Origin of the sequence: Vibrio hibernica (genome assembly GCF_015223435.1) — a bacterium.
GTDB lineage: Bacteria > Pseudomonadota > Gammaproteobacteria > Enterobacterales > Vibrionaceae > Vibrio > Vibrio hibernica.
In genome coordinates this window covers 1-9,946 of sequence record NZ_VHKO01000073.1, presented here as the reverse complement: position 1 = coordinate 9,946, position 9,946 = coordinate 1, and the positions used below count along the sequence as shown (strand labels likewise).

8 protein-coding genes are annotated in these 9,946 nt (G+C 39.6%); 5 read left to right on the top strand and 3 right to left on the bottom strand.

The genetic code is table 11. The annotated features are described in order from the left end of the window. The 3 genes from FH976_RS14720 to zipA form a co-directional block, all read right to left on the bottom strand. Nucleotides 1-1,062: porin (locus FH976_RS14720; RefSeq protein WP_194091550.1), on the bottom strand; the 1,062-nt coding region annotated here is incomplete at its 3' end. A gap of 562 nt (nucleotides 1,063-1,624) precedes the next feature. Then, nucleotides 1,625-3,643 carry an NAD-dependent DNA ligase LigA gene (gene ligA / locus FH976_RS14715; RefSeq protein ID WP_194091549.1) on the bottom strand — a complete coding sequence of 673 codons (2,019 nt, stop codon included), beginning with the start codon at nucleotides 3,641-3,643 and terminating at the stop codon, nucleotides 1,625-1,627. Nucleotides 3,644-3,757: 114 nt separating this feature from the next. Continuing rightward, nucleotides 3,758-4,771 carry a cell division protein ZipA gene (zipA, locus tag FH976_RS14710; protein WP_194091548.1) on the bottom strand — a complete coding sequence of 338 codons (1,014 nt, stop codon included), beginning with the start codon at nucleotides 4,769-4,771 and terminating at the stop codon, nucleotides 3,758-3,760. A 334-nt stretch (nucleotides 4,772-5,105) separates the two neighbouring features. On the opposite strand from zipA, the gene cysZ reads away from it, so the two are divergent. From cysZ to crr, 5 genes are all read left to right on the top strand, one after another. Beyond that, entirely contained in the window at nucleotides 5,106-5,867 is a 762-nt protein-coding gene (gene cysZ, locus FH976_RS14705; RefSeq protein WP_194091547.1) for a sulfate transporter CysZ, read from the top strand. A 173-nt stretch (nucleotides 5,868-6,040) separates the two neighbouring features. Further along, nucleotides 6,041-7,009 carry a cysteine synthase A gene (cysK, locus tag FH976_RS14700; protein WP_194091546.1) on the top strand — a complete coding sequence of 323 codons (969 nt, stop codon included), beginning with the start codon at nucleotides 6,041-6,043 and terminating at the stop codon, nucleotides 7,007-7,009. A 302-nt stretch (nucleotides 7,010-7,311) separates the two neighbouring features. Further along, nucleotides 7,312-7,569: a phosphocarrier protein Hpr gene (gene ptsH / locus FH976_RS14695; RefSeq protein ID WP_194091545.1), complete on the top strand. Its 258-nt coding sequence runs from the start codon at nucleotides 7,312-7,314 to the stop codon at nucleotides 7,567-7,569. A 60-nt stretch (nucleotides 7,570-7,629) separates the two neighbouring features. Then, nucleotides 7,630-9,354, top strand: coding sequence for a phosphoenolpyruvate-protein phosphotransferase PtsI (ptsI, locus tag FH976_RS14690; RefSeq protein WP_194091544.1), 1,725 nt, complete (start codon nucleotides 7,630-7,632; stop codon nucleotides 9,352-9,354). Between the two features lie 51 nt (nucleotides 9,355-9,405). After that, the gene (crr, locus tag FH976_RS14685; protein WP_190329924.1) at nucleotides 9,406-9,915 is read left to right on the top strand and encodes a PTS glucose transporter subunit IIA; all 510 of its coding nucleotides are present in this window, start codon (nucleotides 9,406-9,408) and stop codon (nucleotides 9,913-9,915) included. The last annotated feature ends 31 nt before the right edge of the window (nucleotides 9,916-9,946 follow it).

Sequence of the window (9,946 nt, the reverse complement as noted above, 5' to 3'; positions counted from 1 at the left end):
TAAAACGTAGTTATTCCAATCGCCAGAATTATTCATTTCATAATTACGTGAATCAATGTATAGGTAAGTACTAGGTAGCAAATAGCCTAAACGAGCCGTTATTGCAGTATCTGAAGTATTCTGCCCTGTGCCATCGGCCATGTCGGCATCATCCGTACCTGCGTAACCTACTTTAAATACCCATTTTTGATTTAATACATATTGAGCGGTTGTAGACCAAGCGTTTTGTGTATTACTACCAGCAGCAGAGTCTTGCTCCATTCTTTTATATGCAGCCGTTAGGGTTACATCACCTAAGAAGAAACTACCACCGACAATACCGTAGTTATTCTTATAATGCGTAATTTCAACACCATTTGCATCATAGTCTGGATTCATAATCAAATTGCCGTTGTTATCGACAATATATTGTGGGTCAACATCGTCGCCCATCGTTGTGTATTCGCCACGGCTATAATAACCCGCATGAATACTAAACATATCCATAGAATAAGAAGCTGCAACACTTGCCACTAATGCATCGACATTGTTTTCCATTCCGCTGACGGTTGCTTGTAATGCAAACCCGCCCCAGTTTGCTGAATCATAACGGATTACGTTATCAGCACGATCTTGGTAACCAGCACCAATATCATTATTCCAATCGAATACGTTACCTAAACCTGGGTTCGAGTGTGGCCAATCGACATAGTTGTAAGTTGCAACTAGTTGACGACCAAATTTAAATGAACCAATGCCATCAAAATCCAAACCAAGGTAAGTATCACGAGCGCCTAGTTGACCTGATTTATCGCCGTTATTTGCATCCCCACCTTCAATCTGCCAAATGAAATTTGGAGCAAAATCATCAAACTCAACAGTACCGCGGAAACCAACACGAGATTCAATAATAGCACCAAGATTACTATCATCTTGGTCATTACCGTAAATCATGAAGCCAGCTGCTTGACCGTAAAATTGAACTGCATCACCTGCAAGAGGAATGGCCGCATTTGCTGTACCAGTTACTGCTGCAAGAGAAATTGCAGCGCCAAGTAGCGTACGATTAAATATTTTTTCCATGGAAAAGCTCCTAAAAAATGAACATAGCTGTTTTTGATTTCCTTACTGCTTTAAGTGGCCGCCGAAAGCAATAAGGTTAATTTTTTAATTATTTCGCTAAGAAAACTAACCAAGCGAAAAATTCTTTTTCCTACTGTCTAATACACATTGTGCATTTACGCTACTAAGACTATCTTCGCAGGAAAAAACATCAACATTAACTTAATTCTTTAACAAAAAAATATGAGTGAGTGCAAACTTTAACGCCTAAAATGATATAAATCATACTACCTCACCCTTAGTTTAGGCTTAAATATAATATATTAAAAACAAATACTTACGTTTAAATAAAAACAAAGACCACACTTTTTTATATTTATTGATATTTTGGTGATTTATTGTTTCATTTGATTCATTCCTAATTAAAATCAATCAAAACTAACAGATAACAAAAAAGCACCCACGAAGGTGCTTTCTTGTTATTGATGTTTAAATTGGTGCTTTTTTAACACCTAAAAGTAAGTTCATTTACATTATGGTAAACACGTATAAGTCATTAAAAAAATTGTATAAAATAATCTCATCATAGTTTGTTCAGCCAGGCAATTAACTGTTGCTCATCTTGAATTTCCACGCCTAATTCCTGCGCCTTTGTTAATTTAGAACCCGCAGCTTCACCTGCAAATAGAATATCCGTCTTTTTAGAAATACTACCAGCGACTTTTGCTCCTAATGCTTGTAATGCGGCTTTGGCTTCATTGCGATTAACATCATTAAAGGTGCCTGTTATCACAACCGTTTGTCCTGCAAGAGGTAATTCATCTGAATGTGCTAACGGTGCAATATCTGGCCAGTGGATACCTTGTTCAATGAGTTGCTGTATAACTTGCACATTCTGTTGCTCTGCAAAAAAATGAACAATGTGCTGTGCGACAATTTTACCGACATCAGAAACTTCAATTAATTGCTCCTCCGTCGCGGTTTGTATTTTACCAAGATCAGAAAAATGCATGGCTAAATTTAAGGCAGTTGCTTCACCCACCTCACGGATCCCTAAAGAATAGAGAAAACGCGGTAAAGTCGTTTGTTTTGAATGCTCGAGTGCGTTAACCACATTTTGTGCTGATTTAGGCCCCATTCGCTCCAATATCGTCAATAACCCTGCGCTTAATTTAAAGAGATCTGCTGGTGTCTCAACCATCTCTTTTTCAACTAATTGTTCAAGTACTTTCACGCCCAGACCGTCCACATCCATCGCCTTACGTGATACAAAATGCTTTAGTGCTTCGATTCGTTGTGCCTTACAAATTAAACCACCAGTACAGCGCGTAATAGCCTCGCCCTCAATTCTTTCTAAATCAGACTGACATACAGGACAATACTTTGGGTACAGAACCAATTCAGCATCACTTGGACGACGATCGGCTACAACGCCTACTATTTTTGGGATAACATCACCAGCGCGGCGGACGATAACCGTATCCCCAATATGAACATCTAACCGTTCAATTTCATCCGCATTATGCAATGTCGCATTACTCACCGTAACGCCGCCAACATAAACAGGTTCAAGCTTTGCGACCGGTGTAATCGCCCCTGTTCTTCCTACTTGAAATTCAACACCATTGAGCGTGGTCATTTCTTCTTGGGCAGGGAATTTATACGCAATAGCCCAACGTGGCGCTCTCGCCACAAAACCCAGCTCTTCTTGCAGCGCAATATCATCGACCTTAATCACCACGCCATCGATTTCATATGCAAGTTGTGAGCGACGGTTAAGAATATCGTGATAGTAAGATTTCACTTGCTCTAAGCCTTCGACCACCTTAGTTTCTGGGCACATAGGTAAACCCCATGATTTAAGCTGTAAGAACCGCTGATAGTGGCTAGCTAGAAGCTCACCGCCTTCCACTACGCCAACACTGTAAGCATAAAAACTTAACGGACGTGTAGCGGTCACTTTTGAATCCAATTGGCGTAAACTTCCGGCCGCAGCATTACGAGGGTTGGCAAAAGGTTTCGTGCCATTTTTTAACGCTTTATCATTAAATCGATTAAAGCCATCAAGTAACATAAAAACTTCTCCACGCACCTCTATTCGAGCTGGCCAATCTTTACCTTGGAGTTTCAATGGAATGGCTTTAATCGTTTTTACGTTGGTGGTAATATTTTCCCCTGTCGCCCCGTCACCTCGTGTTGCCGCTTGAACTAATACACCATTTTCATAAAGTAAGCTGACAGCCAAACCATCAAGCTTTGGCTCACAACAAAACGTTTCTTTCCCTCTATGATCAATCCGTGCTTTGAGTCTTTTATCAAATGCTTCTAGTTCCGCATCTTCAAATGCATTATCGAGAGAAAGCATTGGTATTTCATGCTGCACTTGGCTAAAGCTAGAGAGTGGTTGGCCGCCTACTCGCATCGTCGGTGAATGATCAGAGGCGTATTCAGGGTATTGTTGCTCTAATATCGTTAACTCTTTCATTAAACGATCATATTCAGAGTCCGTTACTTCTGGTGCATCTTCAACGTAGTACCGTACACCGTGGTAATGAAGTACCTCTCTCAACTGTTCAATTTTTTCTGCAATATCTTGTGTCATTGTCTTCTCACTTGAGTGTTTCTATCACTATTATTCATAATAGATATCATTGACCACAACCTAAACAAAAAAGGCTCCCAAATAGGAAGCCTAATTTATTTAAATATTTAATTTTTAATTCGATACTCGAGACATAAACTGTCGAACTTGCTGACGATAAGCCGACAAGCGATCTGGCGTCATCAAATTACGCTTATCATCCAGCACATTAGCCCCGAGATCATCTGCGATTTGCTGCGCGGTGCGTAACATTTCTTTAAATGTTTGATCAGCATCGCCATAACCGGGCAACGTCATAAAAAAAGATAAACCTTTAGTGGTGAAATTAGCTGGATCATCATAAGCCAAAGTCCCTGGGTTCATCATATTCGCAACACTAAATAAAACCTTACTATGCTCATCATCAGCCTCTACGCGGCGGTGAAAAATGCCCATAGGACCATACGTAAGCCCATTTTTAATCATGCTAGCGAACAATTCCGTACCAATAAAATCAGACGTACTAGCGGAACGTACATGGAAGACAATAACTTCAAGTTCATCGCTTTGTGGCGGTTCATCCACATTACTATCTTCAACAGTCTGAGCGGTTTCAAGAGCTTTTTCATTTTCAGCTGTATAACTTGGTTTATCGTAAGGGGTTGATTGCGTAGATAACGTTGCTGTCGACTCCAATAACGGAGAGCCTTCTCTTTTACCCCCAATAGATTGGGCGGAATTTGACCATTGCTCCGATTCTTTTGATTGCTCTTGTGTTGAAGAAGTTACATTATCAACCTTCCCGTCATGGTTAGAAGTAGCATCCATTAGTGGTATGTCTTTACCTTCTAATATTTCATCACTTTCTATTGCTGAAAATTTGTTGCCACCTGCAAAAGACACATTTGAACTGCCAAATAATGGGTCAGCCTCTTCAAGAGGATCAGATGAGGTAAATTCGGGTTCTTTTCTTTCTTTATTGACAGGTTCAGAATCTAGAATTGGCTCTTTCGCACCTTTCAACTTTTTAAAAGGTTTATCTGAAAACTTTGCCTTGCCTTCTTTTCTGTTTGTCCATATACCGTGCACTAACAGACCAGCGATAGCTAATCCGCCAACAATAATGAGTACTAGTCGCAATTCCTGCATTGGTCACTCTCAATTCTATAATAATTTTAAACCATCTTGATCTTAGAAAAAGATATCATTAGGCATAACAAAATGAATCTGATTACTTTACCAAAAGTTTATATCTTTTTTGAATCAATTAATGTCAGTATTCTGAATACTTTATCACGCATTTTGACTTTGAGCCCAATAACACCAGTCTAATTGAACTTTTTCACCTGTTGAGTGTTGAATAATTAGGCGGCGAAAGCTCTCGTATAAATAAAATACTGCCTTTCATCATCTTTTCTTCCCTTCTTATATGGGTAGAATAGTAGTGTGACTTCTTTTTCACAATGAATTACATGGAGTTTTTATGTCTTCAACACCTTCATCTTCATTACAATATCCGCCAAGAAGTGGGTTTGGTTATTTCCGATATGGATTACAACTCTGCTTCCAACCAGGAATACGGCGCTTTGTTATTCTACCTTTGCTTATTAATATCCTACTGTTTGGTGGATCATTAATTTATTTATATTCGAATCTAAGCGATTGGTTGGGTCATTGGATTGATTCGATACCAGATATGCTGTCTTGGTTATCTTATATTTTATTGCCCTTACTTGGCTTAACCATTATTGCCACTTTCAGCTATTTCTTTAGCACCGTAGCAAATTGGATCGCAGCGCCGTTTAATGGTTTGCTGGCAGAAAAATTAGAAATACAACTCACCAGACAAGCGCCAACCGACCAATCTCTTTTCTCATTAGTAAAAGATACGCCAAGAATTATGCATCGGGAATGGATCAAATTGGTCTATTACGTACCTAAAGCATTAGGATTACTCATTCTTCTGTTTATTCCCGCGCTAGGACAAACGATCGGCCCTGTGCTGTGGTTTATTTTTTCCGCTTGGATGATTGCCATTCAATACTGCGATTATCCTTTTGATAACCATAAGATAAGTTTTCCTAAAATGAAGACAGACTTGAAGTCCAATCAAGTTCTAGCCTATAGTTTTGGCAGTTTAGTCGCGATATGCACGATGATCCCTATCGTCAATTTAATTGTAATGCCTGTCGCTGTCTGTGGCGCTACGGCTATGTGGGTTGAACGATATCAGCAATATAACTAGCCTAAACGCAAGATAATTATGTACTCCGAAGAAAGAGAGATGATTGTGGTTATCCATATCTTATAACCATTTATTCCTTTTCCATCCTCTATACAGGAATTATGATTTTTATATCGTCTAACTTTTTGTTAGAACACATTTGTCACCCATACCGTGAATGAAGGAACATAAAAATGACCAAGATTTATGAAGACAATTCTCAAACCATAGGTAACACACCACTGGTGCGACTCAATCGAGTGAGCAAAGGTAATGTGTTAGTAAAGGTTGAATCGCGTAACCCAAGCTTTAGTGTCAAATGTCGTATTGGTGCCAACATGGTGTGGGAAGCAGAGAAATCAGGTCAATTAAAGCCTGGCATTGAATTGGTAGAGCCAACCTCAGGTAATACCGGCATCGCATTAGCCTTTGTTGCGGCAGCGCGTGGTTACAAACTTACACTAACTATGCCTGACTCAATGAGTATTGAGCGTCGTAAGCTATTAAAAGCGTTAGGTGCTAATTTAGAGTTAACAGAAGCAGCTAAAGGCATGAAAGGCGCGATTGCAAAAGCGGAAGAAATTGTTGCTAGCGATCCAAGCAAGTATCTATTATTGCAACAGTTTAATAACCCTGCTAACCCAGCGATCCATGAAACAACCACAGGCCCTGAAATTTGGGAAGCAACCGATGGCCAAATTGATGTATTCGTATCAGGTGTTGGTACGGGTGGCACTTTAACAGGTGTTAGCCGTTACATTAAAAATACCAAAGGAAAAGCGATCACCACGGTTGCCGTTGAACCGACAGAGTCTCCTGTTATCGCACAAGCATTAGCAGGTCAAGAATTAACACCAGGACCACATAAAATCCAAGGTATTGGCGCTGGCTTTATTCCGGGTAACTTAGATTTAAGCTTAATTGATAAGACCGTAAGCGTCACTTCAGAAGAATCCATTGAAATGACACGCCGTTTAATGGAAGAAGAAGGAATTTTAGCTGGATTTTCATCTGGCGCAGCCGTTGTAGCGGCCAACAAAATAGCAGAACTACCTGAATTTGAAGGGAAAACCATCGTCGCCATCCTTCCTAGCTCAGGTGAACGTTACCTTAGCACCGCTCTATTTGCAGGTTTATTTACTGAAAAAGAGAATCAACAATAAGGGTTCAAATCAATTTTTTACCGAAAAAAGCTCCTTTATGGGGCTTTTTTGTTGATCCTTACCACACCTTTAGTAATAATCAGGATGTTTTATTTTAAGCCTCAAAATAAAGAGGCTAATTTAGTAGCACAATGACTATTAAAAAAATAGACAATCATGTACTAAATAGACAAACATGACTTAAATAATTGGAACGAAAATAATTTGCTCTCAATTTTATGGGCTAGCGAAACAACTCATAAGAAGGTAAGCTAAACTGTTTTCAAATCCTATAACAAAGTAAATCAATCGGGGTAACACACATGTATCAGAAGCAAGTAGAAATCACTGCAGAAAATGGTCTTCACACTCGCCCAGCTGCGCAGTTTGTTAAAGAAGCTAAAGCATTTGATGCTGACATCACTGTGACTTCTAATGGTAAAAGCGCAAGCGCTAAGAGCCTTTTCAAACTACAAACTCTTGGTTTAGTTAAAGGTACTGTAGTCACTATTTCTGCTGAAGGCGAACAAGCTGAAGCAGCAGTTGACCACCTTGTAGCTCTTATGGATGAGCTACACTAATCACATTTTGTGATTAACAAAGTATCTACTTTTTAAATTTGAACAAATTAAGGTAAGGCTATGATTTCTGGAATTCTAGCATCTCCTGGTATTGCTTTTGGTAAAGCACTACTTCTTCAAGAAGATGAAATTGTCCTAAATAAAAATCCTATTTCGGACAGTCAAGTTGAAGCAGAAATAAAACGCTTCTTTGATGCTCGTAATAAATCTTCTGAGCAATTGGAAGGTATTAAACAAAAAGCACTTGAGACTTTTGGTGAAGAAAAAGAAGCCATCTTCGAAGGTCATATCATGCTCCTTGAAGATGAAGAGCTAGAAGAAGAAATTTTAGCCCTCATCAAAAAAGATAAAATGTCTGCTGATTTTGCTATTTACTCTGTAATTGAAGAGCAAGCAGTCGCACTTGAATCGCTTGATGATGATTACCTAAAAGAACGTGCTACTGATATCCGTGATATCGGTAGCCGTTTCGTTAAAAATGCATTAGGTATTAATATTGTTTCTTTAAGTTCAATCAACCAAGAAGTTATCTTAGTTGCCAATGACTTAACACCTTCAGAAACCGCGCAAATCAATCTAGAATTCGTTCTTGGTTTTGTGTGTGATATTGGTGGTCGTACATCTCATACCTCAATCATGGCTCGTTCATTAGAACTTCCTGCGATTGTTGGTACTAACGACATTACCAAACAAGTAAAAAATGGCGATACGCTGATCCTCGACGCGATCAACAACAAAGTGATTGTGAACCCTTCTGAAGCAGAATTAACTGAAGCGAAAAATATTCGCGATACATTCTTTGCTGAAAAAGAAGAACTAGCAAAATTAAAAGACCTTCCAGCAATCACAACTGATGGCCACCGTGTTGAAGTATGCGGCAACATAGGTACTGTGAAAGACTGTGACGGTATCATCCGTAATGGTGGCGAAGGTGTCGGGTTATACCGTACCGAATTCCTATTTATGGATCGCGATTCTCTTCCAACAGAAGAAGAGCAATACAAAGCGTATAAAGATGTTGCGAAAGCAATGGGCGATGAGTCAGTTATCATTCGTACAATGGATATCGGCGGAGACAAAGATCTTCCTTACATGGATCTGCCAAAAGAGATGAATCCATTCTTAGGCTGGCGTGCAATTCGTATCAGCTTAGATCGCCGTGACATCCTAAAAGACCAGTTACGTGGCATTTTACGTGCCTCTGCACACGGAAAATTACGTATCATGTTCCCTATGATTATTTCTGTTGAAGAAATTCGAGAGCTTAAAGCGGCAATTGAAGAATACAAAGCAGAACTTCGTACTGAAAAACTAGCATTTGACGAAAGCATCGAAATCGGTGTAATGGTTGAAACGCCAGCCGCCGCCGCGATTGCACACCACCTTGCGAAAGAAGTTTCATTCTTTAGTATTGGTACTAACGACTTAACTCAGTATACTCTTGCAGTTGACCGTGGTAATGAATTAATTTCGCACCTATACAACCCACTATCGCCAGCAGTACTCACCGTGATCAAGCAAGTTATCGACGCTTCTCATAAAGAAGGAAAATGGACTGGTATGTGTGGTGAGCTTGCTGGTGACGAACGTGCAACCTTACTTCTATTAGGTATGGGCTTAAACGAGTTCAGCATGAGTGGTATTTCTATCCCGCGTGTGAAGAAAATTATTCGTAATTCAAACTATGCAGAAGTAAAAGCAATGGCAGATGAAGCTCTTGCAATGGCGACTGCCGCAGAAATTGAAGCTTGCGTTGATAAATTTATCGCAGAAAAATCGAATTAATAATATAATCTTTCGACTAGAGATTAAAAATTAGCTGCTTAGGAGCACAACATGGGTCTGTTTGACAAACTTAAGAAGCTAGTATCTGACGACACAGCTGATGCAGGCGCGATTGAAATCATCGCACCTCTTTCAGGTGAAATTGTAAATATCGAAGATGTGCCTGATGTCGTTTTCGCAGAGAAAATCGTTGGTGACGGTATTGCTATTAAGCCAAACGGCGACAAAATGGTTGCACCAGTAAACGGTACAATTGGTAAGATTTTTGAAACTAACCACGCTTTTTCAATTGAATCTGACGACGGTATTGAGCTATTTGTTCACTTCGGTATTGATACTGTTGAACTTAAAGGTCAAGGCTTTACTCGTATCGCTGAAGAAGGCCAATCGGTTAAAGCGGGCGACACTGTGATTGAATTTGATCTTGCTTACTTGCAAGAAAATGCAAAATCAACACTAACTCCAGTTGTTATTTCTAACATGGACGAAATCAAAGAGTTGCAAAAACTTTCTGGCAGCGTTGTTGTTGGCGAAACTCCAGTTATCCGTATCGTTAAGTAATCATTACTTTCTGATATGAAAACGCTGCTCT